The sequence below is a fragment of the Streptomyces kanasensis genome, from assembly GCF_043077165.1.
Lineage (GTDB): Bacteria > Actinomycetota > Actinomycetes > Streptomycetales > Streptomycetaceae > Streptomyces > Streptomyces changanensis.
The window spans coordinates 525,365-546,435 of the sequence record NZ_JBIBSF010000004.1 but is presented as its reverse complement, the minus strand read 5'-3'; the positions used below and the strand labels follow the sequence as shown (position 1 = coordinate 546,435).

The window sequence follows — 21,071 nt, the reverse complement described above, 5'->3', positions numbered from 1 at the left end:
GGTGGTCCTCAGAGGAAGTAGAGGCGGTTGAGGGAGACGGAGTCGGCGGGCTCGGAGCGGACCGGTTCGCCGTCGAGGGTGACGAGGCCGGTGCGGCCGTCCACGGACACCTCGCCGATGCGGGAGTTGAGGAGCAGGTCGCCGGGGCCGATGCCGCGGGTGCCGCGGACGGCGACGCGGCGCCGGCGGGTGGGCATGCGGTCGTCGCCGAGCTGGGCGGCGGCGCCGGAGACGAAGGCGACGGAGATGTCCGCGGCCGTCGCCCCGTGCGCGCCGAACTGCGGGCCGAGGACGAGGGGTTCGCAGGTGTCGGTGGCGGCGTTCGGGTCGCCGACGACCCCGTACGCGGGGAAGCCCGACTTCAGGACGAGCTGCGGTTTGGCGCCGAAGAACTCCGGCCGCCACAGCACGACGTCGGCGAGCTTGCCGACCTCGATCGAGCCGACCTCGTGCGCGAGGCCGTGGGCGATGGCCGGGTTGATGGTCAGCTTGGCCATGTACCGCAGGACGCGGGCGTTGTCGTCGCCGTCGCCGTCGCCGTCCAGCGGGCCCAGCTCGGCCTTCATCTTCCCGGCCATGGCGAAGGTCCGCCGGACCGTCTCGCCGGCGCGGCCCATGCCCTGGGCGTCGGACGAGGTGATGCCGATGGCGCCGAGGTCGTGCAGGACGTCCTCGGCGCCCATGGTGCCCGCCCTGATCCGGTCGCGGGCCATGGCGGCGTCGCCGGGCAGGTCGGTCTTCAGGTCGTGGACGGAGACGATCATCCCGTAGTGCTCGGCGACCGCGTCGCGCCCGAAGGGCAGGGTGGGGTTGGTGGAGGAGCCGATGACGTTCGGGACGCCCGCCATCTTCAGGACGTTGGGGACGTGGCCGCCGCCGCAGCCCTCGATGTGGAAGGCGTGGATGGTCCGGCCCTCCAGCACCCTGAGGGTGTCCTCGACGGACAGGCACTCGTTGAGGCCGTCGCTGTGGAGGGCGACCTGGACGTCGTGGTCCTCGGCGACGCGCAGCGCGGTGTCGAGGGCGCGGGTGTGGGCGCCCATGTCCTCGTGGACCTTGAACCCGGAGGCGCCGCCCTCGGCGAGCGCCTCCACGAGGGGCGCGGCGTCGGAGGAGGAGCCGCGTGCCAGGAAGCCGATGTTCACCGGCCAGGCGTCGAAGGCGTTGAAGGCGTGGCGCAGGGCCCACGGCGAGTTGACGCCGACGCCCCAGACCGGGCCGAACTCCTGGCCGATGATCGTGGTGACGCCGGAGGCGAGCGAGGCCTCCATGATGCGGGGCGAGAGCAGGTGGACGTGGGTGTCGACGGCGCCGGCCGTGGCGATCAGGCCCTCGCCGGAGACGATGGACGTGCCGGTGCCGACGACGACGTCGACGCCGTCGAGGGTGTCGGGGTTGCCGGCGCGCCCGATGGCGTGGATGCGGCCCTCGCGGATGCCGATCGACACCTTGCGGATGCCCTGGACGGCGTCGATCACCAGGACGTTGCTGATGACGACGTCGCAGGTGTCGCGGACGGCGGCGGCCTTCAGGTGCAGTCCGTCGCGGGCCGTCTTGCCGAAGCCGGCGAGGAACTCGTCGCCGGGCTTCTGCGCGTCCGACTCGACGCGGACCGTGAGGCCCGAGTCCCCGAGGCGGACGCGGTCACCGGCGCGGGGTCCGTGCACCGAGGCGTACTCGTAGGGGTCCATCAGGCGTTCTCCTCCGCTTCGTCTCCGGCGCCGAGGTAGCCGCAGGCGGCGGCCCTGCGCAGCGCCTCCTCGCGGGCGCCGGGCGCGTCCAGGGGGCCGTCGACCAGGCCGGCGAAGCCGATCGCCGTGCGCTCGCCGCCGATCGGCACGAGCCCGACCCCGACCTCGTCGCCCGGCGCGAAGCGCACCGAGGACCCGGCCGGGACGCACAGCCGCATGCCGTACGCCGCCGCGCGGTCGAACCGCAGCCGCGGGTTGGCCTCGAAGAAGTGGAAGTGCGAGGTGACGCTGACGGGGACCGCGGCGGTGTTGCGGACGGTGATCCGCACCTCGGGGACGGGTTCGGGGTGGCCGGGGCCCGGCAGCAGGGCGCCGGGGGCGTCCTCGCCGGCGGACGGGCCGCCGATCGGGTCGGAGACCACGGCCAGGCGGGAGCCGTCGTCGAAGACGGCCTCCACGTGGACCTCGGTGACCACGTCGGCGACGCCGGGCAGCACGTCGTCCGGGCCGAGGACGGAGCGGGCCGCGGCGACGGCCTCGGCGAGGCGCCGGCCGTCCCGGGCCGCCTCGCAGACCGTGTCCGCGATGAGCGCGGTCGCCTCGGGGACGTTGAGCCGCAGTCCACGGGCGCGGCGGGCACGGGCGAGTTCGGCGGCTCCGAAGAGCAGCAGCCGGTCGCGTTCCGTGGGGGTCAGTCGCACGTCGTTCACACCTCCTGGCGTGCACGGGGGTCCAGAGCTTCACTGGTTTAGAGCCTCACTCTAACCGTGAGACCCCAGGAACGAAAGGATTGACGGCCCCGCACGGAATGCGCCACATTGAGCGTCACTCTAAAGCGCGACGGGACCCGACGGCTCGACCGGAACACAGGAGGCCCCATGCCGATCGAACAGCACGGCGTCGACACCATCCCCGAGGAGGACAGGACCAGCGGGCCGCGCGACCTGGTGGCGATCCTGCTGGGCTCCAACCTCTGCCTGGGGGTGATCGTCTTCGGTTGGCTCCCGGTCTCCTTCGGCCTCGGCCTGTGGCCGGCCGTCACCTCCGTGGTCGCCGGGACGGTCGTCGGCGTCCTCGTGACGGCGCCGCTCGCGCTGGTCTCGCTGCGCACCGCCACCAACCTCTCCACGTCGTCCGGCGCCTTCTTCGGCGTGCGCGGCCGGCTCGTCGGCTCGGTCGTGGGGCTGCTGCTGTCGCTCGGCTACACCGCCCTCACGCTGTGGATCGGCGGCGACGTGGCCCTCGGGGCCCTCGCGCGCCTGCTCGGCGTACCGTCGGGCGGCGGCGCGCACGCGGTGGTGTACGCGCTGCTCGCCGGGTGCACGGTGGTCGCCGCGGTGTACGGCTACCGGTTGCTGCTGCGGCTGAGCCGGCTCCTGGCCGTCGGCATGACGGCGCTGCTGGCGCTGGGGCTCGTGGCGTACGCCGGCGACTTCACGGCCGCCGCGCCGCCGGACGTGCCGTACCTGCTCGGCTCCTTCGGGCCCACGTGGCTGCTCTCCGCCGTCGCGGCCGGACTGAGCGGCCCGATCGCCTTCATCACGCTGCTGGGGGACTACACGCGGTACGTCTCACCGCGCCGGCACGAGGCCCGGGCCGTGTGGTGGGCGACGTGTGCGGGCCTCTTCCTGGGGCTGCTGGTGCCGCAGCTGTTCGGCACGGTCACGGCGCTGGCCGCGCGGGCCGGCGCGGACTACGCCGGCCCGCTGGTGGCGGCCGCGCCCACCTGGTACCTGCTGCCGCTGCTCCTCGCGGCGGGCGCGGGGTCGGTGGGCAACGCCGGGCTGATGCTGTACTCGATGGGCCTCGACCTGGACGCGATCGTCCCCCGGGCGACCCGTACGGCGGCCACGCTGGTGGTCGCCGTGGTGGCGGCGGCGTTCGTCTTCCTCGGGCACTTCGCGTGGGACGCGCGGTCGGCGATGACGTCGTTCGTGCTGCTGCTGACGGCGGTCGGCACGCCGTGGGCCGTCATCACGCTGCTCGGCCACCTCCGGTGCCGGGGCCGGTACGACGCGGAGGCCCTGCAGGTGCTGAACCGGCGGGCCCGGGGCGGCGCGTACTGGTTCCGCGCCGGATGGCACCCGGGGGCGACGGCCGCCTGGGCCCTGGGGGCGGCGGCGGGGCTGGCGGGCGTGTCCACCCCGGTGTACGAAGGGCCGCTCCTGGCCCTGACCGGGGGCGTGGACTGCGGTTTCGTCCTGTCGGGCGCGGTCGGGGGCCTGGCGTACGCGGCGCTGACGCGGGGCGGAGGGCGGCGCACCCCTCCCGGGGCGCGGCGCGCGCCCGCCGCGGCGGCCCCACCGGTCGGGGACCCGGCGGCTTCCGTACCGGTCGGGGGCGCCGCGCCGGATGGAGGCCCCGCGCGGGGAGCGGTGCCCGCGCCGGGCGCCGCGGCACCCGTACCGGACGGGGTGCCCGCGCCGGGGCCCATGGGGCTCTGACGGCGCTTCGGCCATGGTGGCGGCGGCGCGGCCCGGCCCCGGCCGTACGGGTACGGGAACGGGGACGGGCCGCCGCCGCCGCGGGTCAGACGACCCGGTGCGTCCAGCCGTGGGGGTCCGGCGCCGCACCCGTCTGGATGTCCAGCAGGGCCTTGCGGAGCTCCAGCGTGACCGCGCCGGGCCGGCCGTCGCCCTGGGCCCAGTCGCCCTTCTCGGACTTGACCGTGCCGACCGGGGTGATGACGGCGGCCGTGCCGCAGGCGAAGACCTCGGTGAGGGTGCCGTCCTGCGCGTCGCGGCGCCACTGGTCGGTGGAGATGCGGCCCTCCTCCGACTCGTACCCGAGGTCGCGGGCGACCCGGAGCAGGGAGTCACGGGTGATGCCCGCGAGCAGGGAGCCGGTCAGCTCGGGCGTGACGATCTTGTTCCCGTACACGAAGTACAGGTTCATGCCGCCCATCTCCTCGACCCACCGGTGCTCCAGCGCGTCGAGCCAGACGACCTGGTCGCAACCCTTCGCCGCCGCCTCGGCCTGGGCGAGCAGGGACGCCGCGTAGTTGCCGCCCGTCTTGGCGAAGCCCATGCCGCCGGGGACGGCGCGGACGTAGTTCTCCGACAGCCAGACGGAGACGGGCTTGACGCCGCCGGGGAAGTACGCGCCCGCCGGCGAGGCGATGACGAGGAAGAGGTACTCGTTGGCCGGGCGGACGCCGAGCCCCACCTCGTTGGCGATCATGAAGGGGCGCAGGTAGAGGGACTCCTCGCCGCCGTGCGGCGGGACCCACGCCTCGTCCTGCCGGACCAGGGCGTCGCACGCGGCGACGAAGGTCTCCACGGGCAGCTCGGGCATGGCGAGGCGGCGCGCGGAGCGGCGGAAGCGCTCGGCGTTGGCCTCCGGGCGGAAGAGCGACACGGAGCCGTCGGGGCGGCGGTACGCCTTGAGCCCCTCGAAGATCTCCTGCGCGTAGTGCAGGGTCATGTTCGCCGGGTCGATGGAGAGCGGCGCGTACGGCGTGAGCTGGGCGTCGTGCCAGCCGCGCCCCTCGGTCCACTTGATCGTCACCATGTGGTCGGTGAAGTGGCGGCCGAAGCCGGGGCTGGCCAGGATCGCCTCGCGCTGCACGGCGGACAGCGGGTTCGAGGAGGGCTTGAGCTCGATCGTCGTTGGCGTCGTCATGAGTGCTTGTCCTTCACCGGTTGTGTGTGACGGACCGCGCTCACGCCGCTCCAGCCGCTGTCGCTGCTGCCGCTAGGACGTCCGAGCATCACCGCATGCCGCGGCCCCGCGTTCGATTATCGCTCGGGGGGCCGGGCCAGGGAAACGGGTGTGACCGCGGTCCGGGGTTCGATGGTGGCACCCGGGGCGGCACAGGAGAAGCCGCCGGGTGCGGTGCGACCCGGCGGCTGTCTTTCGCTGATGCGCAGTCGGCGGGTCAGTTCGCCACGCGTACCGCGAGCGCGTCGCCGATCTCGTCGGTGGTGCGGGCGGCGGCGCCGGTCCGCTCCGCGAGGTCCGCGGAGACCGCCTCCTCGATGCGGACGGCCTCGGCCTCGTGCCCGAGGTGGCGCAGGAGCAGCGCGACGGACAGGACGGTCGCGGTGGGGTCGGCCTTGCCCTGGCCCGCGATGTCGGGCGCGGAGCCGTGGACGGGCTCGAACATCGACGGGAAGTCGCCGGCCGGGTTGATGTTGCCGGAGGCGGCCAGGCCGATGCCGCCGGTCACGGCGGCGGCGAGGTCGGTGAGGATGTCGCCGAAGAGGTTGTCGGTGACGATCACGTCGAACCGCTCGGGCTGCGTGACGAAGAAGATCGTCGCCGCGTCCACGTGCAGGTAGTCGGTCGTGACCTCGGGGTACTCCTCGCCGACCCGGTCGAAGATCTTCTTCCACATGTGGCCGGCGTAGACGAGCACGTTGTTCTTGTGGACGAGGGTCAGCTTCTTGCGCGGGCGGGCGTTCGCCCGCTCGTACGCGTCGCGGACGACGCGCTCGACGCCGTACGCGGTGTTGACGCTGACCTCGGTGGCGACCTCGGCGGGGGTGCCGGTGCGCAGGCTGCCGCCGTTGCCCGTGTACGGCCCCTCGGTGCCCTCGCGCACGACGACGAAGTCGATGTCGGGGCGGCCGGCGAGCGGGGTCGCCGTGTTCGGGAAGAGCTTCGACGGACGCAGGTTGACGTAGTGGTCGAAGGCGAAGCGGAGCTTCAGCAGCAGGCCCCGCTCCAGGACGCCGGAGGGCACGGACGGGTCACCGATCGCGCCGAGCAGGAGGGCGTCGTGGCCCTTGAGGGCCTCCAGCTCCGCGTCGGGGAGGGTCTCCCCGGTGCGGTGCCAGCGCCGGGCGCCGAGGTCGTACTCCTTGGTCTCCAGCTTCACGTCCTGCGGGAGGACGGCACGGAGGACCTTGAGTCCCTGGGCCACGACCTCCTGGCCGATGCCGTCACCGGGGATCACTGCGAGATTGATGCTGCGAGACATGGCCGCGACCCTACTCTTCGTCCCATTGCCTGACACGCGTCGTCCATCATGTGGACGGCGCGTGTCGGCGTCCGGGGGCTCGGGCGATTCAGTGGCCGGTGGAGCCGCCGTTGTCCCGGCGGTCCAGGGCGCGCTGCAGGGCGGCGGCGGCGTTCTTGCGGTCGGTGTCGGCGGGGCGCGCGGCGGCGTGGCGGCGGACGCGGCGGACGGTGGTGACTGCGCTCATGGTGCGACTCCTTCAGGGCAACGGCTGGGGAGGCGCCGGAAGGGGCGGGGAGCGCTGCCGCAGGGGTGGCCTGCCGGGGGCACCGCGCTCACGACCGCCGTTCGCTGATGGAGCGAGACGTTCGGCTCCTTCCAACGTAGGCGAGCACGGCGCGGCTGTCTCCAGGAATACTCGGACTTCCTACTATCTGAGACGAGGCGTGGGCCAAAGCACTACGCGGCGTCACAGCACGTCGCCGTCGCGCCAGTCGAAGAGCAGCGGTCCGTCCTCCGGCGCGGGCAGCCGGCGCCCCGCGGCGGGCCGCAGGAAGGTGCTGCCCTCCTCGTCCGGCAGGTGGACCGTGCCGTGCGGGCCGTACCCCTCGACCCTCCCCCGCCACAGGTGCCAGCCGCGCGAGCGGTAGAGCAGGGCGCCCTCGTCGGAGGCGGAGAGGGCGCCGAAGTCGTACGCGCGGTCCACGACCCCCTCCAGGGCCTCCATCACCCGGTGGCCGAGGCCCTGCCGGCGGCGCTCGTCCCGGACGCCGACGCCCTCGACGTAGCCGACGCGGTGGGCGCGCCCCGCGTGCACGACCCGGCGCATGACGACGCTGCCGTGCGCGACGATCCGCCCGTCGGCGTCCTCGACGTAGGCGTGCACCCCGCCGAGGCCGTGCTCCCAGTCCTCGTCGGAGAAGTCGCCCTCGAAGAAGTCGTCGAGCGCGGTGCGCAGCAGCTGCCGCGTGGCGGGGGTCAACTCGTGGGTGTGGGCGGTGCGGAGGCGGTCACTCATACGGCCCACTGTGGCACCCGTCCCCGCCGGCGGGCCCGGCGTACCGCACGTTCGCGCCACCCGTCCCGCTCGTCACGTCCGCCGCACCGGCCGGTAGGGGCCGCTCGGGCCGCCGTCGGTCGGCAGGGGCCGGTCAGGGCCGACGCAGGGGCCGGGAGCAGGGGCGGGTCAGGGCCGGGCGGGGGCCGGTGGGGCCGGACATGGGAACCGCCCCCGTCCGGCCTGGGGGCCGGAGGGGGGCGGTGTCGGGGGCGGGCGGAGGTCAGCCCATGTGCGGGTACGTGTAGTCCGTCGGCGCCACCAGCGTCTCCTTGATGGCGCGGGTCAGCGTCCAGCGCATGAGGTTCTGCGGGGCGCCGGCCTTGTCGTTCGTACCGGAGGCGCGGCCGCCGCCGAAGGGCTGCTGGCCGACGACGGCGCCGGTCGACTTGTCGTTGATGTAGAAGTTGCCCGCGGCGTACCGCAGCTTCTCCATCGTGTACGCGGCGGCGGCGCGGTCCTTGGCGATGACCGAGCCGGTCAGGGCGTACGCCGACACGGCCTCCATCTGCTCCAGCATCGCGTCGTACTGGTCGTCCTCGTACACGTGCACCGCGAGGAACGGGCCGAAGTACTCGGTGGTGAAGACCTCGTTGGCCGGGTCCGTGCACTCGACGACGGTCGGGCGGACGAAGTAGCCGACGGAGTCGTCGTAGCTGCCGCCCGCGACGATCGTGCAGGTCGGGTCGGCCTTCGCGCGGTCGATGGCGGCCTTGTTCTTGGCGAAGGCGCGCTCGTCGATGACGGCGCCGATGAAGTTCGTCAGGTCGGTGACGTCACCCATCTTGATGCCGTCGACCTCGGCCGCGAACTCCTCCTTGAAGCCGGAGTTCCAGATCGAGGCCGGGATGTACGCGCGCGAGGTCGCCGAGCACTTCTGGCCCTGGTACTCGAAGGAGCCGCGGGTCAGCGCGGTCTTCAGGACGGCGCGGTCGGCGCTCGGGTGCGCGACCACGAAGTCCTTGCCACCGGTCTCGCCGACGATGCGCGGGTAGCCGCGGTACTTCTCGATGTTGGCGCCGACCGTCTTCCACAGGTGCTGGAAGGTCTTGGTGGAGCCGGTGAAGTGGATGCCCGCGAGCTCCGGGTGGTTCAGCGCCACCTCGGAGACGGCGATGCCGTCGCCCGTCACCAGGTTGATGACGCCCTTCGGCAGGCCGGCCTCCTCCAGCAGCTCCATGAGCAGCACGGCGGCGTGGGTCTGCGTCGGGGACGGCTTCCAGACCACCACGTTGCCCATGAGGGCGGGGGCGGTGGGGAGGTTGCCCGCGATGGCGGTGAAGTTGAAGGGCGTGATCGCGTAGACGAAGCCCTCCAGCGGGCGGTGGTCCAGGCGGTTCCACACCCCGGGGGCGTTGGCCGGCGGCTGCTCGGCGAGCAGGTCGCGGGCGTACTTGACGTTGAAGCGCCAGAAGTCGACGAGCTCGCAGGGGGTGTCGATCTCGGCCTGCTGGACGGTCTTCGACTGGCCGAGCATGGTCGAGGCGGCCATGGTCTCGCGCCACGGACCGGCCAGCAGCTCGGCGGCGCGCAGGATGATCGCCGCGCGGTCGTCGAAGGACATCGCGCGCCACGCCGGGGCGGCGGCGAGGGCCGCGTCGATGGCGTCCTGGGCGTCCGCCTGCGTGGCGGCGGCGAAGGTGCCGAGGACCTTGGCGTGGTTGTGCGGCTGCACGACGTCCACGCGCTCGCCGCCGCCCATCCGCTTGACGCCGCCGATGGTCATCGGCAGGTCGATGGGGTTCTCGGCGAGCTCCTTGAGCTTGGCCTCGAGACGGATGCGCTCGGCCGAGCCGGGGGCGTAGGTGTGGACCGGCTCGTTGACCGGAGCGGGGACCTGGGTCACAGCGTCCATGAGTTCCGTAACTCCTTCAGTTCTTGGTGATCATCGAGCGGACGAAGAACAGCAGGTTGGCCGGCTTCTCCGCGAGGCGGCGCATGAAGTACCCGTACCAGTCGGTTCCGTACGCGGTGTAGACGCGCATCCGGTGCCCTTCGGCGGCGAGCCGGACGTGCTCCTCGCCGCGGATGCCGTAGAGCATCTGGAACTCGTACTCGTCCAGTTTGCGCCCGTGGCGGCGGGCGAGCTCCTGGGTGATGGCGATGAGCCGCGGGTCGTGCGAGCCGATCATGGGGTAGCCGCTGCCCGCCATGAGGGTCCCGAGGACGCGGACGTACGCCTTGTCGATCTCCGCCTTGTCCTGGTACGCGACGGAGGCCGGCTCCTTGTAGGCGCCCTTCACGATCCGCACGCGGCTGCCGTTCGCGGCGAGGCGGCGGGCGTCCTCCTCGGTGCGGAAGAGGTACGCCTGGATGACGCAGCCGGTCTGCGGGAAGTCCTTCCGCAGCTCCTCGTGGATGGCGAACATCGAGTCCAGGGTGGTGTGGTCCTCGGCGTCCAGGGTGACCGTGGTGCCGATCTCCGCCGCGGCCTCGACGACGGGGCGGACGTTGGCGAGGGCGAGCTCGTGCCCGTTCTCCAGCGCCTGGCCGAACATCGACAGCTTGACGGACATCTCCGCCCGCGCGCCCAGGCCGAGGGGCTTCAGCCGCTCGATCAGCAGCAGGTAGGCGTCGCGGGCGGCGGTGGCCTGCTCGGGGGTGGTGATGTCCTCGCCGACGACGTCGAGGGTGACCTCCAGGCCCTTGTCGGCGAGCTCCGTGACGATGGGGATGACCTGGTCGACCGTCTCACCGGGGATGAACCGGTCGACGACCGGCTTGGTCACCGGGGCCGCCGACACGATGCGGCGCATCTTGTCACTGCGCGAAGCGGCGAGGATCACGGGACCCAGCACGGGGCACCTCCAACGAACACGGGTGGGGAACAGGACGGACACGGCCGCTGTCCGACGCTGCGGAAACGGCACGGAGAACCACCGTGAAACCTAAGGATCACCCCGGACGCGGGCCATCGACAGCTGTCACGCATCCGTGCCGCGGATCTCAGACATCTGTCTGAAGGGGTGGCAGAATGTCCGGGTGAAGGCCGATTACCAAGAACTGGTCGACGAGATCTCGGCGCTCCTGGGCGCCCCGGCCACGCTGGAGAACCGGGACTTCGGCCTGATCGCCTTCGGGGCGCACGACAGCGACGACGCCTCGGCGATGGACCCGGTCCGCACCCGCTCGATCCTGACCCGCAAGTCCACCCCGGCGGTGCGCGCGTGGTTCGAGGGCTTCGGCATCGCCCGGGCGACCGGCCCGGTGCGCATCCCGGCCGCGCCGGAGGCGGGTGTGTACCGCGACCGCCTCTGCCTGCCCGTCCGCCACCGCGGCGTCGTCCTCGGCTACGTGTGGCTGCTCGACGCCTCGCCGGGCCCCGCGCCGGAGCGGCTCGCCGCGGCCATGGAGGTGGCCGCGCGCGTCGGGGCCCTGCTCGCCGACGAGGAGCGGGCGTCCGCCGACCTGTCCCGGGAGCTGCGGGCCGCGCTCACCGCCGAGCCGGACTGGCGGCTCGACCTGGCACTGGCCGCGCTGCGGGCGGCGCTCGGGCCGGGCGCCGAGGGACTGCACGCCGTGGTGTGCGTCGCCCCCTGGCCGGGCGGCGACGGCCCGCCGGTCCGCACGGCCCCGGGAGCGGCGGCGCTGTGCACGGTGCCGTGGCCCGCGCCGGGCGGGCGGGAGACGGGCGCCGCGGCGGGCGGGCGCTCCCCGGGTGGCCCCGCCGCGGGCGGGCGGGAGGCGGGCGGCGCGTCCGGCGGGCGGGAGGCGGGCGCCGCCGCGGGCGGGCCCCTCCCCGGCCGGCACGCGGTGGCCGCGCTGGTGCGGCTGCGGTCGACCGAGGCCCTGTCCCCCGCCACGACGGCCGGCGCCCGGCTGTGCGACGCGGCCGGCCCCGGCGCCGTCGCCGGGGTCGCCGGGCCGCGGCGCGGACTGGCGGAGTTGCCGACGGCCTGGGCGGAGGCCACGGCGGCGGCCCGTGCCGCGCTCGCCGAACCGCGGCTGGGGCCGGTCGCGCCCTGGTCGTCCGTCGGCCCGTACCGGCTCCTGACCGCGCTGCCCGCGGCGGCCCGCGAGGACGACGCCGTACGGCCGCTGCTGGCCCCCGTCCACGCCGAACTGGCGCGCACCGCCGAGACGTTCCTCGACTGCGCGGGCCAGGCGGGGCGCACGGCGGCCGCCCTCGGCATCCACCGGCAGACGCTCTACTACCGCCTCTCCCGCGTCGAGCAGCTGACCGGCCTCGACCTGGACAGCGGGGAGGACCGGCTGCTGCTGCACATGGTCCTGAAGGGGCGCGCCCTGTAGCGGTCCGACGCCGCGTCGGGGCAGGGCCGGGCGGGCGGGGGGCCGGACGCGTTGTTGAAAACCGTAATCATTTGCTACGGTCCAGACATCCCCCGCCCCACCGCCCCCGAAGGGTGCCCCCGTGCGTCGTCCCCTCCTGTCCGCGCTCGCGCTGACCTCCGCGTCCGTGCTGCTCACCGGCTGCTTCGCGGCGGCTCCGGACGGCGGCGGCACCGCACGCGGCGAGGACGGGCGCGTGCGCGTCGCGATGATGAACCCGCCGCGGTCCGGACTGTCGCCCCTCTCCGACGACGCCTTCAAGCTGTCCCGCTGGTCCACCGCCGAGACCCTGGTCGTCCTCGACGCCGAGGGCGACGCGCGCCCCGCCCTCGCCACCTCCTGGAAGCAGCACGGCACCAGCTGGACCTTCACCCTCCGCGACGGCGTGACCTTCCACGACGGCACCCCGCTCACCGCCCGCGACGTCGAACGCTCCCTCACCCGGGCGGCCACCGCCTCCCCCAAGCCCCGCATCCTCGACGGCGTACGGCTCGGCGTGCGGACCTCCGGCCGGACGGTCACCCTCACCACCGCCGCCCCGGACCCCCTCCTCCCCCAGCGGCTCAGCTCCCCGCAGCTGTCGGTCCTCTCCGCCCGGGCGTACCGGGGGAAGACGGTCGACCCGGTCGGCACCGGCACCGGCGCCTTCCGCCTCACCCGCGTCGACGGCACCACCTCCGCCTCCCTCGACCGCTACGACGGCTACTGGGGCGGCAGGGCGAAGGCGGCCGGCATCGACGTGACGTTCGTCCCCGACGGCACCGCCCGCGCCGCCGCGCTGCGCACCGGCGAGGCGGACATCGTGGAGGCCGTACCGGTCTCCCAGGCCGCCCTGCTCGACCAGGACCTCGTCACCGAGGTCCCCATGCCCCGCACCAACACCCTGTACCTCAACACCCGCAAGGGCCCCTTCCGCGACCCGGCGCTGCGGGCCGCCGCGCGCCGGGCCGTCGACGCCCGGCCGCTGGTCAAGGGCGTGTACGAAGGCCGTGCCGACATCGCCGAGGGGCTGCTCGGGCCGGCCGTCACCTGGGCCGACGGCCTGCGCCCCGCCCGTACGCCCGCCCCGGCGGGCGACCCCGGCGGGGCCGTGATCACCATCGGTACCTTCACCGACCGCGCCGAGCTGCCCGAGGTCGCGCAGGCGCTCCAGCAGCAGCTGCGGGCCGCCGGCTTCACGGTGCGGCTGGACGTGCGCGAGTACGCCGCCATCGAGGCCGACGCGCTGGCCGGCGCGTTCGACGCGTTCCTCCTCTCCCGCGCCACCGTCCTGGACTCGGGCGACCCCGCCGCCTACCTGTTCAGCGACTTCTCCTCCGAGGGTTCCTTCAACCTCTCCCAGCTCGCCGACCCGGGCGTCGACGCCGCCCTGCGCAAGGCCGCCGACGCGCCCGCCGGCGACACCCGCCGCAGGGCGGTCATGGCGGCGGAGGCGGCGGTCCTGGCCACCGACGCCGCGGTCCCGCTGCTGCACGAGCGGGTCGTCCAGGGCGACGCCGCCGGGGTCGTGGGCGCCGCGCACGACCCGCGCGAGCGGCTGCTCGTCACGCCCGACACGTACGTCAAGTGAGCGCCGCCCGCCCGCGCCGGCGGATCAGCGCCGCCACCCGCCTGCGGCGGCGCGCCGAGGCCGTCACCCGCCCCCGGCGGGACGGCGAGGCCGCAGGGGCGGCGGGTCGCCCCCGGGGCGGGAGCGCGGCCGTCGTCCGCCTCCGCAGCACGACCGCCGAGGCCCGCCGGCCCCAGACCGCCGCCGACGGGCGCCGGCCCGGGACCGCGGCCGGCGCCCGTCGGCAGCGCGGAACCGCGGCCACCCGCCCCCGGCGCGGGGTCGCCACCGCCGTCCGCGCCCTCGCCCTCGCCACGGTGCTCGCCGCCGTCGGCCTGCTGCCCTGGCTCTCCGGCCGCGACCCGGCCCTCACCGTGCTGCGCGCCAGGTCCGCCGAACAGGAGCCGACCGCCGAGGCGCTCGCCGCCGTCCGCGCCGACCTCGGGCTCGACGCCGGCCCGTTCACCCTGCTCGGCACCTGGCTCCGCGGACTGCCCGGCGGTGACCTCGGCACCTCCTGGGTCTCCGGCGCCGACGTCCTGCCGTCCGTCACCGGGGGCCTGCGGGTGTCGCTGGGGCTGATGGGCGCCGCGCTCGGCGTGGCGCTGGTGGTCGCCGCCGTGCTCGCCGCGCCGACCCTGGTCCGCGGGCGCGGCACGTCCGGCGCCGTCGCCGCGGTGCTCGCCGCCCTGCCGGAGTTCCTCCTCGCCGCGGTGCTCCTCGTCGTCGGCGCGGTGTGGCTCGGCTGGTTCCCCTCGGCGGGCTGGCAGGGCCCGGCCCACCTCGTCCTGCCGGCCCTCGCCCTGGGCGTACCGGCCGGGGGGCTGCTGGGGCGGCTGGCCGCCGACGCGATCCCGGCCGTGCTCGGTGAACGGTGGGTCGAGCTGTGGCGCGGTTCCGGTGTGAGCCGCGCCAGGATCGCCCGCGCCGCACTGCGGCGGGCCCTGCCGCCGCTGGTCCCGCAGGGCGGCATGGTCGTGGTCGGGCTCACCGGGGGCGCGGTCGCCGTCGAGACGGTGTTCGCGGTGCCCGGGATCGGCCGTACGGCGCTGGGCGCGGCCCGGTCGCAGGACCTGCCGCTCCTCCAGGGCGCCGTCCTCGCCCTGCTGCTGCTCGGCCTGTCGGTCGGCGCGGCGGCGGCGCTCGTCCGCCACCGGCTGCTCGGCCCCGGGCTGCGCGACGCCGCCCTGGCCGCGCCCCCGCCCCGGCGCGTGCGGATCGGGCCCGCCGTGCCCGCCGTACTGGCCGCCGTGCTGGTGGCGGTGGTCGCCTGGGGGCTGCTGCGCGACCCGTACACCGTCGACACGGCGGCCCGGCTCGCCCCGCCGTCGCTGCCGCACCCCCTCGGCACGGACGGCCTCGGGCGGGACGTGCTGGCCCGGCTCGGTCACGGCGCCGCCTCGACCGCCGGGACGGCCGCCGCCGTGTGCGCGCTGAGCCTCCTCGTCGCGCTGCTGCTCGGTTTCCTCCCCGGGGTGGCCGCCGGAGCCGCGGACGTCGCCAACGCCCTGCCGCCGGTGGTCGTCGGCATCCTCGTCGCGGCGGCGGCCGGGCCCGGCACCGGCGGCGCGGCGACCGCCGTGGCCCTGGTCTCCTGGCCGCCGCTGGCCGCGCACGCCGCCGCGCTCGTCCAGGAGGTCCGCGCGTCGGGCTTCCTGCTGGCACAGCGCGCGATCGGCGCCGGGCCCGGCTGGGTGCTGACCCGGCACGTGCTGCCCTCGGTGGCCGGGCCGGTCGCCCGCCACGCCGTGCTGCGGCTGCCGGGAATCGCGCTGGCCCTGGCCTCCCTCGGCTTCCTGGGCCTCGGCGCCCCGCCGCCCTCCCCCGAGTGGGGGCTGCTGCTCGACGAGTCGCGGGCGTACGTGGAGCGGGCCCCGTGGGCCGCGCTCGCCCCGGCGGTGGCCCTGGCGTGGCTCGCCGCGCTGGCGGTCTCGCTCGCCGCGTACGCCTCGTCCGACCGCGCCCGCCCGGCCGGGCACCCCGGCGCGGCACCCCGCCTCCGCCCCCGTCCCCCGCTCCGTAAGGCAGCACCCCGTGCCCACTGACGACCTCCCCGCACCCACGGCCGGTGCCGGCCCCACCCCTGCCGGCGCCCCCGCCGGGCCGTCCGGACCACCGCCCGCGCCGCCCGTCGACGGGTCCGCGGACCCGTCCGCCCAGCCGCCCGTGGAATCGGCGCTCCCGCCCCACGCCCCCGGCGCCGGCCCGGCACCGGCCGACGCACCCGTCGGCCCGCCGGTCGCCCCGCCCGTCGGCCCGCCCATCGGTCGGCCCGCCGGTCCGCCCGTCGGCGCGCCCGCGGACCGGACGCCGCCGCCCGTCGACCGGTCCGCGGACGCGACGCCGGCGCCGTCCGCCCACGCGTCCGCCCGCCCGTCCGCTCCCCCCTCCGCCGGACCGACGGCCCCGGCGCCGTCCGTCCGCCCGACCGTCGACCCGGCCCTCCCGCCGCTCGTGTCCGTACGGGACCTGCGGATCTCCGTCGGCGGGGTCGAGGTCGTGCGGGGTGTGGACTTCGACGTGCACGACGGCGAGGTGTTCGCCCTGGTCGGCGAGTCCGGTGCCGGCAAGTCCCTCACCGCGCGGTCCCTGCTGGGACTCGCCCCGCCCGGGGCGCGGACGGCCGGCAGCGTCCGGCTGCGCGGGACCGAACTGGTCGGGGCGCGGCGCGCGCGGCTCGCCGCGCTGTGGGGCCGGCGCGTCTCCCTCGTCCCGCAGGACTCGCTCTCCGCCCTCTCCCCCGTCCACCCCGTCGGGGACCAACTCGCCGCCGCCGTACGATCGGTGTGCGGCGTGTCCCGCGCCGCCGCGCGCGCCCGTGCGGCGGCCGCCCTGGACCGCGTCGGCGTTCCGGCCGCCCGCGCCGGGGCGTACCCGCACGAGCTGTCCGGCGGCATGCGCCAGCGGGCGGTCATCGCGATGGCCACCGTCAACGAACCCGACCTGCTCGTCGCCGACGAACCGACCACCGCGCTCGACCCCGACCGCCGTGCCCTGGTGCTTCAGCTGCTCGCCGAGCAGCGGGCGGCGACCGGTGCGGCGCTGGTCCTCGTCACCCACGACCTGGACGCCGTCCGCGACCACGCCGACCGGGTCCTCGTCCTGTACGCGGGGCGGCACGTCGAATCCGGTGCGGTGGCGACCGTCCTGGAGCGCCCCCGCGCCCCGTACACGGCCGGGCTCCTCGCCTGCCTCCCCACCGCGCCCCGGCCGGCGGCCGGCCGGAGCCGGTACCTGCCGACGATCGGCGGCGCGCCGCCCCCGCCGGGGGAACCGGCGAACGGCTGCGCGTTCGCGCCGCGCTGCCCGGCGGCCGACGCCGGATGCCGCGCGCGCACGCCCCTGCCGCGTCCGGTGGACGGCCGCGACATCTCCTGCCACCGGGCCGAGCACCTGCCCGGCGCGCCCGGCGAGCTCTTCGCGGAGGCGCGGTGAACCCCCTGCTCGACGTCCGTGACCTGGTGGTCCGCCACGGCCCGGTGGTCGCGGTGGACGGCGTGTCGTTCTCGCTGGGCGCCGGGGAGACCCTGGCGCTGGTCGGCCCCTCCGGCTGTGGCAAGTCCTCGACGGCCGCGGCCGTGCTCGGGCTGCGCCGCCCGGACGCGGGCGAGGTGTGGTTCGAGGGCCGCGAGATCACGCGCATGACGGAACGGCAGCTGAGGCCCCTGCGCCCGGCGATGCAGCCGGTGTTCCAGGACCCCTACGGTTCGCTCAGCCCCCGCCTGCGCGTCCGCGACGCGGTCGCCGAACCGCTGCGCGTGCAGGGCCGCTGGGACCGGCAGGCCGGTCCCGCCCGGGTCGCCGAGCTGCTGGAGACGGTGGGCCTCGACCCGGCGCTCGGTGACCGGCGGCCGTACGAGCTGTCCGGCGGCCAGTGCCAGCGCGCCGGCATTGCCCGGGCCCTGGCGAGCGACCCCCGCCTGCTGGTGCTGGACGAACCGGTGTCGGCGCTCGACCCGGGTGTCCGGGCGGGCGTGCTCAATCTGCTGGTGGACCTGCGGGAGCGGCTGGGTCTCGGATGCCTGTTCATCTGCCACGACCCCGCGCTCGTACGCCACTTCGCCGACCGGGTGGCCGAGATGCGGGCCGGGCGGATCGAGCGGTTCTCGTGAGCCCCCTGGCCCGGCTGCTCGTCGGCAGCCAGTTCGCGTTCAACGTCGGCTTCTTCGCCGTGCTGCCCTACCTCGCCCAGCACCTGGGCGGCACGCTCGGCCTGGGCGGCTGGCTGGTGGGGCTGGTGCTCGGGCTGCGCACCTTCAGCCAGCAGGGGCTTTTCGTGGTGGGGGGCGCGCTCACCGACCGCTTCGGGCCGCGCCCGGTGGTCCTGGTCGGGTGCGCGCTGCGGGTGGCGGGGTTCGGGTGGCTCGCCGTCGCGGAGGCGGTGGGGGCGGTGGTCGGGGCGGTGGTGCTCGTCGGCTTCGCCGCGGCGCTGTTCTCGCCGGCCGTGGAGTCGGAGGTGGTCCGCGAGGCGGTGCGGCTGGAGCGGGCGACGGGCCTGCCCCGTACCCGGCTGCCGGCCCGGTTCGCCGCGGCGGGCCAGGCGGGCGCGCTGGCCGGGCCCGTGCTGGGGGCGGTCCTGCTGTCGGGCCGGTTCCGCGTGGCGTGCCTGGCGGGCGCGGTGGTCTTCGCGCTGGTGCTGGCCGGGCACGCGCGGCTGATGCCGCGCCGGCCCGGGACGGCGGGCCCGGAGCAGACCGCGGCGAACGGTACGGGAGCGGACCGCACCGGCCCGGACCGTACGGGGCCGAAGGCCGGGGGCCTCCTGCGCCACCGGGCGTTCCTGGGACTGACGGCGGCGTACGCGGCCTACCTGCTCGCCTACAACCAACTGTACCTGGCACTCCCGGCCGAGGCGGACCGGGCCACGGGGTCGCAGTCGGCCGTGGGGTGGCTGTTCGCGCTGTCGTCGGTGCTGGTCGTCGCCGGGCAGCTGCCGCTGGAGCGGTGGGTCGCCGCGCGCTGGTCCTGGCGGACGACGGTACGGGCCGGACTGGTGGTGGTCGCGGGCGCCTTCGCCGCCGCGGGGGCGCTGCGGCCGGTGGGTGGGCTGTGGTCGGCCGTGGTGTTCGTGGTGCTGCTGGCCGTCGGTCAGATGCTGGTGTCGCCGGCGGTGCGGGCCTGGCTGCCGGAGCTCGTGGACGAGCGGCGCCTGGGGCTGTACACCGGCGCCATGTCGTCCCTCGCGGGGCTGGTGGTGCTGGTGGGAGGGGCGCCCGCCGGGGCGCTGCTGGCCGGCCCCTGGTACTGGCCGGTGCTCGCCGCGCTCACCCTGCTGGGCCTGGCGGCCGTGCCCCGCACCGGCGCGGCGGACCCGGCCCGCCGGTCCGCCCCCGCGCCCTCCGTCTGAGCGGGGCGCCCGCGACCGGGGCCGTCCGGGCGCGCCGGGCGGACGCACCGGTGCCCCCGTCCGCGGATCGCGGACGGGGGCACCGCAAGGCTCCGTCGTGCTCCCGACACCGGCGCCCTACGCGGGACGCCGGGCGCCGGACGGGCTCAGACCAGGTTGACCGAGCGGGCCGAGACGGCGCCCACCTCGTCGGCGAGCTCCGTCAGGACCGCCGGCGGCACCGTGTCGTCGACGGTGAGGACCGCCAGGGCCTCGCCGCCCTCCTCGGAGCGGGAGACCTGCATGCCGGCGATGTTGAGGCCGGCCTCACCGAGGATGCGGCCGACGGTGCCGACGACACCGGGACGGTCCTCGTAGCGGAGGACGACCATGTGGTCGGCGAGCGCGAGGTCGACGTCGAAGTCGCCGACGGCGACGATCTTCTGGAGGTGCTTGGGCCCGACCAGCGTGCCGGAGACGGCGACCTCCTCACCGCTGCCGAGGGTGCCGCGGACGGTGATGACGTTGCGGTGGTCGGGGGACTCGCTGCTCGTGGTGAGCCGCACCTCGACGCCGCGCTCCTGCGCGAACAGCGGGGCGTTCACGTAGCTGACCGTCTCGTCGACGACGTCCTCGAAGACGCCCTTGAGCGCCGACAGCTCCAGCACCTTGACGTCGTGCTGGGTGATCTCGCCGTAGACCTCGACGTCGAGGCGGACCGCGACCTCGCCCGCCAGGGCGGTGAAGATCCGGCCGAGGCGCTCGGCCAGCGGCAGGCCCGGCTTGACGTCCTCGGCGATGACGCCGCCCTGGACGTTGACCGCGTCCGGGACCAGCTCGCCGGCGAGGGCGAGGCGCACCGAACGGGCCACCGCGATACCGGCCTTCTCCTGCGCCTCGTCCGTGGAGGCGCCGAGGTGCGGGGTGCAGACGACCTGGTCCAGCTCGAACAGCGGGGAGTCCGTGCAGGGCTCCTTCGCGTACACGTCCAGGCCGGCGCCCGCGACGCGGCCCTCCTTCAGCGCCGCGTACAGCGCCTCCTCGTCGACGATGCCGCCGCGCGCGGCGTTGACGATGCGGACGGTCGGCTTGACCTTGTGCAGCGCCTCGTCACCGATGAGGCCCAGCGTCTCGGGGGTCTTCGGGAGGTGGACGGTGATGAAGTCGGCGACCTCCAGCAGCTCGTCGAGGGAGAGCAGCTTGACGCCCATCTGCGCGGCGCGCGCCGGCTGGACGTACGGGTCGTAGGCGACGACCTTCATCCCGAAGGCGGACATGCGCTGGGCGACCAGGACGCCGATGCGGCCGAGGCCGACGACGCCGAGGACCTTCTCGCTCAGCTCGACGCCGGTGTACTTGCTCCGCTTCCACTCGCCGTTCTTCAGCGCGGTGTTGGCCTGCGGGATGTTGCGGGCCGTGGCGACGAGCAGGCCGCAGGCGAGCTCGGCGGCGGTGACGATGTTGGACGTCGGGGCGTTGACGACCATCACGCCGGCCTTGGTGGCGGCGGAGACGTCGACGTTGTCCAGGCCGACGCCGGCGCGGGCGACGACCCGCAGCCGCTTCGCGGCGGCGATGGCCTCGGCGTCGACCTTGGTGGCGGAACGGATCAGGACGGCGTCGACGTCGGCGATGGCGGGGAGCAGCTCGCCGCGGTCGGCACCGTTGCAGTGCCGGATCTCGAAGTCGGGGCCGAGCGCGTCGACGGTGGCGGGCGACAGCTCTTCAGCGATGAGTACAACCGGCTTATTCAGGTGCGAGCTCACGTGAGGTCCTCACAAGTCCAGTGCGGACGGCCGTCCCGACGGCCGCAGGCGGTGGAGGGGCTTGCCGCGTGGAAGACGCACGACGCTGTGGGCCTGACGCGTATGGGTGTGCAGTGCTGCTGTCCGGGGCCGCCCCCGGTCCCCCGGGGCGCCCCGGGAACCCCCGAACCGCCGGGTACAAGGGCTCGGGAGTGAGCCTCAGTGTAGTGGCGGCGGCGGCCGATTTCTGCGCCTCGTCGGCAGGATCACCCACACGGGGCTGGACGCCGTGGACAAGCCCGGGCAGGGCGAGCGCGAGCCCCGGACGGGCCCCGGCCCCGGGCCCCGGGGGGGGCGGCGGGCGGGAGGGCCGGTGACGGGGGGGGACGGCGGCGGGGGGGGGGGGGGGGGGCCGGCCCCCCGCCGCGGGCCCCCCCCGCCCCCGGGGGGCACCCCCCGCACTTCGGCTGGGGCCACCCAGGAGGGGGGGTGCAGACCCGGGGGGGCGGAAAA

The 21,071-nt window shown here is 75.6% G+C and carries 16 protein-coding genes; 7 read left to right on the top strand and 9 right to left on the bottom strand.

What is annotated here, in order from left to right; genetic code table 11:
- Positions 1-8: 8 nt before the first annotated feature.
- Both ACF053_RS14010 and ureA read right to left on the bottom strand, forming a co-directional pair.
- Positions 9-1,691: an urease subunit alpha gene (locus ACF053_RS14010; RefSeq protein ID WP_391954082.1), complete on the bottom strand. Its 1,683-nt coding sequence runs from the start codon at positions 1,689-1,691 to the stop codon at positions 9-11.
- Positions 1,691-2,392: an urease subunit gamma gene (gene ureA / locus ACF053_RS14005; RefSeq protein ID WP_391954081.1), complete on the bottom strand. Its 702-nt coding sequence runs from the start codon at positions 2,390-2,392 to the stop codon at positions 1,691-1,693. Before ureA ends, ACF053_RS14010 begins: the two co-directional genes overlap by 1 nt.
- A gap of 177 nt (positions 2,393-2,569) precedes the next feature.
- On the opposite strand from ureA, the gene ACF053_RS14000 reads away from it, so the two are divergent.
- Positions 2,570-4,135, top strand: coding sequence for a cytosine permease (locus ACF053_RS14000; protein WP_391954080.1), 1,566 nt, complete (start codon positions 2,570-2,572; stop codon positions 4,133-4,135).
- Positions 4,136-4,220: 85 nt separating this feature from the next.
- Here the strand turns inward: ACF053_RS14000 and ACF053_RS13995 are convergent, their stop codons facing one another.
- From ACF053_RS13995 to ACF053_RS13970, 6 genes are all read right to left on the bottom strand, one after another.
- A complete protein-coding gene (locus ACF053_RS13995) occupies positions 4,221-5,312 on the bottom strand; it encodes a branched-chain amino acid aminotransferase (RefSeq protein ID WP_391954079.1) in 1,092 nt (363 codons plus the stop codon).
- 256 nt (positions 5,313-5,568) lie between these two features.
- Positions 5,569-6,612 carry a 3-isopropylmalate dehydrogenase gene (locus ACF053_RS13990; protein ID WP_391954078.1) on the bottom strand — a complete coding sequence of 348 codons (1,044 nt, stop codon included), beginning with the start codon at positions 6,610-6,612 and terminating at the stop codon, positions 5,569-5,571.
- An 88-nt stretch (positions 6,613-6,700) separates the two neighbouring features.
- Positions 6,701-6,838: a hypothetical protein gene (locus ACF053_RS13985; RefSeq protein WP_107115094.1), complete on the bottom strand. Its 138-nt coding sequence runs from the start codon at positions 6,836-6,838 to the stop codon at positions 6,701-6,703.
- A 222-nt stretch (positions 6,839-7,060) separates the two neighbouring features.
- Positions 7,061-7,609, bottom strand: a complete 549-nt coding sequence (locus tag ACF053_RS13980; RefSeq protein WP_391954077.1) for a GNAT family N-acetyltransferase — start codon at positions 7,607-7,609, stop codon at positions 7,061-7,063.
- 262 nt (positions 7,610-7,871) lie between these two features.
- Entirely contained in the window at positions 7,872-9,503 is a 1,632-nt protein-coding gene (gene pruA, locus ACF053_RS13975) for an L-glutamate gamma-semialdehyde dehydrogenase (RefSeq protein ID WP_391954076.1), read from the bottom strand.
- Positions 9,504-9,519: 16 nt separating this feature from the next.
- The gene (locus ACF053_RS13970) at positions 9,520-10,446 is read right to left on the bottom strand and encodes a proline dehydrogenase family protein (RefSeq protein WP_391954075.1); all 927 of its coding nucleotides are present in this window, start codon (positions 10,444-10,446) and stop codon (positions 9,520-9,522) included.
- A gap of 184 nt (positions 10,447-10,630) precedes the next feature.
- Here ACF053_RS13970 and ACF053_RS13965 point away from each other — a divergent pair, with 184 nt between their 5' ends.
- From ACF053_RS13965 to ACF053_RS13940, 6 genes are all read left to right on the top strand, one after another.
- Positions 10,631-11,899 (top strand): PucR family transcriptional regulator, encoded by a 1,269-nt coding sequence (locus tag ACF053_RS13965; RefSeq protein WP_391954074.1) that lies wholly within the window; start codon positions 10,631-10,633, stop codon positions 11,897-11,899.
- Positions 11,900-12,020: 121 nt separating this feature from the next.
- Positions 12,021-13,508 (top strand): ABC transporter substrate-binding protein, encoded by a 1,488-nt coding sequence (locus ACF053_RS13960; protein ID WP_391954073.1) that lies wholly within the window; start codon positions 12,021-12,023, stop codon positions 13,506-13,508.
- Positions 13,509-13,804: 296 nt separating this feature from the next.
- Positions 13,805-15,532, top strand: coding sequence for an ABC transporter permease subunit (locus ACF053_RS13955; RefSeq protein WP_391954113.1), 1,728 nt, complete (start codon positions 13,805-13,807; stop codon positions 15,530-15,532).
- Positions 15,522-16,922 (top strand): ABC transporter ATP-binding protein, encoded by a 1,401-nt coding sequence (locus ACF053_RS13950; RefSeq protein WP_391954072.1) that lies wholly within the window; start codon positions 15,522-15,524, stop codon positions 16,920-16,922. The genes ACF053_RS13955 and ACF053_RS13950 overlap by 11 nt, the downstream gene beginning before the upstream one ends.
- The gene (locus tag ACF053_RS13945) at positions 16,919-17,599 is read left to right on the top strand and encodes an ATP-binding cassette domain-containing protein (protein ID WP_391954071.1); all 681 of its coding nucleotides are present in this window, start codon (positions 16,919-16,921) and stop codon (positions 17,597-17,599) included. The genes ACF053_RS13950 and ACF053_RS13945 overlap by 4 nt, the downstream gene beginning before the upstream one ends.
- Positions 17,506-18,834 carry an MFS transporter gene (locus ACF053_RS13940; protein ID WP_391954070.1) on the top strand — a complete coding sequence of 443 codons (1,329 nt, stop codon included), beginning with the start codon at positions 17,506-17,508 and terminating at the stop codon, positions 18,832-18,834. Before ACF053_RS13945 ends, ACF053_RS13940 begins: the two co-directional genes overlap by 94 nt.
- A 146-nt stretch (positions 18,835-18,980) precedes the next feature.
- Here the strand turns inward: ACF053_RS13940 and serA are convergent, their stop codons facing one another.
- Positions 18,981-20,579 carry a phosphoglycerate dehydrogenase gene (gene serA, locus ACF053_RS13935; protein ID WP_391954069.1) on the bottom strand — a complete coding sequence of 533 codons (1,599 nt, stop codon included), beginning with the start codon at positions 20,577-20,579 and terminating at the stop codon, positions 18,981-18,983.
- Positions 20,580-21,071: the final 492 nt, after the last annotated feature.

Coding starts and splice junctions, on each gene's coding strand:
- ACF053_RS14010 (WP_391954082.1), bottom strand. CDS start 1,691: ATGGACCCCTACGAGTACGCCTCGGTGCACGGACCCCGCGCCGGTGAC.
- ACF053_RS13990 (WP_391954078.1), bottom strand. CDS start 6,612: ATGTCTCGCAGCATCAATCTCGCAGTGATCCCCGGTGACGGCATCGGC.
- pruA (WP_391954076.1), bottom strand. CDS start 9,503: ATGGACGCTGTGACCCAGGTCCCCGCTCCGGTCAACGAGCCGGTCCAC.
- ACF053_RS13985 (WP_107115094.1), bottom strand. CDS start 6,838: ATGAGCGCAGTCACCACCGTCCGCCGCGTCCGCCGCCACGCCGCCGCG.
- ACF053_RS13940 (WP_391954070.1), top strand. CDS start 17,506: ATGCCTGTTCATCTGCCACGACCCCGCGCTCGTACGCCACTTCGCCGA.
- ACF053_RS13995 (WP_391954079.1), bottom strand. CDS start 5,312: ATGACGACGCCAACGACGATCGAGCTCAAGCCCTCCTCGAACCCGCTG.
- ACF053_RS13980 (WP_391954077.1), bottom strand. CDS start 7,609: ATGAGTGACCGCCTCCGCACCGCCCACACCCACGAGTTGACCCCCGCC.
- ACF053_RS14000 (WP_391954080.1), top strand. CDS start 2,570: ATGCCGATCGAACAGCACGGCGTCGACACCATCCCCGAGGAGGACAGG.